This is a genomic window from Stenotrophomonas maltophilia group sp. Smal12, from assembly GCF_037079935.1.
Classification (GTDB): domain Bacteria; phylum Pseudomonadota; class Gammaproteobacteria; order Xanthomonadales; family Xanthomonadaceae; genus Stenotrophomonas; species Stenotrophomonas sepilia.
In genome coordinates this window covers 1-1,325 of record NZ_JBAWUK010000110.1, presented here as the reverse complement: position 1 = coordinate 1,325, position 1,325 = coordinate 1, and the positions used below count along the sequence as shown (strand labels likewise).

At 58.8% G+C, this 1,325-nt stretch carries 1 protein-coding gene; it reads left to right on the top strand.

The window, feature by feature from the left end:
• Positions 1-48 precede the first annotated feature (48 nt).
• Positions 49-1,325, top strand: a protein-coding gene (locus WDC87_RS21810) for an IS3 family transposase (RefSeq protein ID WP_301655389.1) whose coding sequence is annotated in 2 segments (ribosomal slippage) — positions 49-496 and positions 496-1,325 — 1,278 coding nt annotated over the 2 segments. Because the reading frame shifts where the segments join, the coding sequence is not laid out codon by codon here. This gene is flagged as partial in the annotation.

The following is a 1,325-nucleotide window of genomic DNA, read 5'->3' as shown; positions in this document are numbered from 1 at the left end:
TGAAGTGACCCCCGGGAGTTGGACATCAGATCCAACCCCGAGGGATACATGAACAGATACGACGCGCGTTTCAAACTGCAGGTCGCCAAAGAGGCCTGCAAGACCTCCACATCGGTCAAAGCCGTTGCTCGTCGCTACGGCCTGGAGTTCTCCACGGTCAGGCGCTGGGTGGCGACCTATCGGCTGCATGGTTGGCGCGGGTTTCGCCGCCAGGCCCAGTCCTATGACCTCGCATTCAAGCTGGCTGTCCTGAAGAAGATGGGCCAGGACGGCATGTCCGGGCGGGAGGCCGCCACTTACTTTCAAATTGGCGATGCCGGCGCGGTGGGTCGGTGGCGTCGCCTGTATGCTCAAGGCGGTGCCCAAGCGCTGGCACCACCTCCGCCGCCGCCCCGAAAGCCGATGAAAAAGACCCGCTCGTCCAAGCCACCTGAGGAAATGAGCCGCGATGAGCTGCTCAAGGAAGTCGCCTATCTGCGTGCGGAGACCGACTACCTAAAAAAACTCGATGCCTTGATCCGGGAAGAGCAGGCGGCGCAGGACGCAAAGCGCAAGCCATCCAAGGATTGAGGCAGGTTCATACGCTGTCGCTTCTGCTCGAAGCGGCAGAGCTGTCACGCAGTACGTTCTATTACCAGAACCATGTCCTGGCCCATCCGGATCAGGATGAGGCAGCCCTGTGCGAGCGCATCCGGGCAATCTACGATCAAAGCCAAGGGCGCTATGGGTATCGCACGGTGACGCTGGAACTGGCCAATCAGGGCCATCGGACCAATCACAAGCGGGTACAGCGCCTGATGGGGGAGATGGGCCTGAAATCACGGGTACGCGTGAAGCGCTACCGGTCCTTCAAAGGGGCCGCCAATGTTGTGGTTGGCAATGACCTCAATCGCCAGTTCCATGCCGAGCGGCCCAACCAGAAGTGGGTGACCGACGTCACCGAGTTCAAGGTGCAAGGCATGAAGCTGTACCTGTCGCCGATCATGGACCTCTACAACGGTGAAATCGTGGCTTATCAGATCAAGCGCCAGCCTGTGTTCGATCTGGTAGGTCAGATGCTGGAGGAGGCCATCAAGAAGCTTTCGCCGGATGAGCGGCCAATGATCCACTCCGACCAGGGCTGGCAGTACCAGCATGAGAACTACCGGCACATGCTGGAAAAGCACTCGTTGAAGCAAAGCATGTCCCGACGTGGCAACTGCTTGGACAATGCGGCAATGGAAAGCTTCTTCGGGACGCTGAAGTCGGAGTTCTTCTACCTGAACAGATTTGACAGCATCGAAAGCCTGGAGGCCGGGCTGGTGGAGTACATCAAGTACTACAAC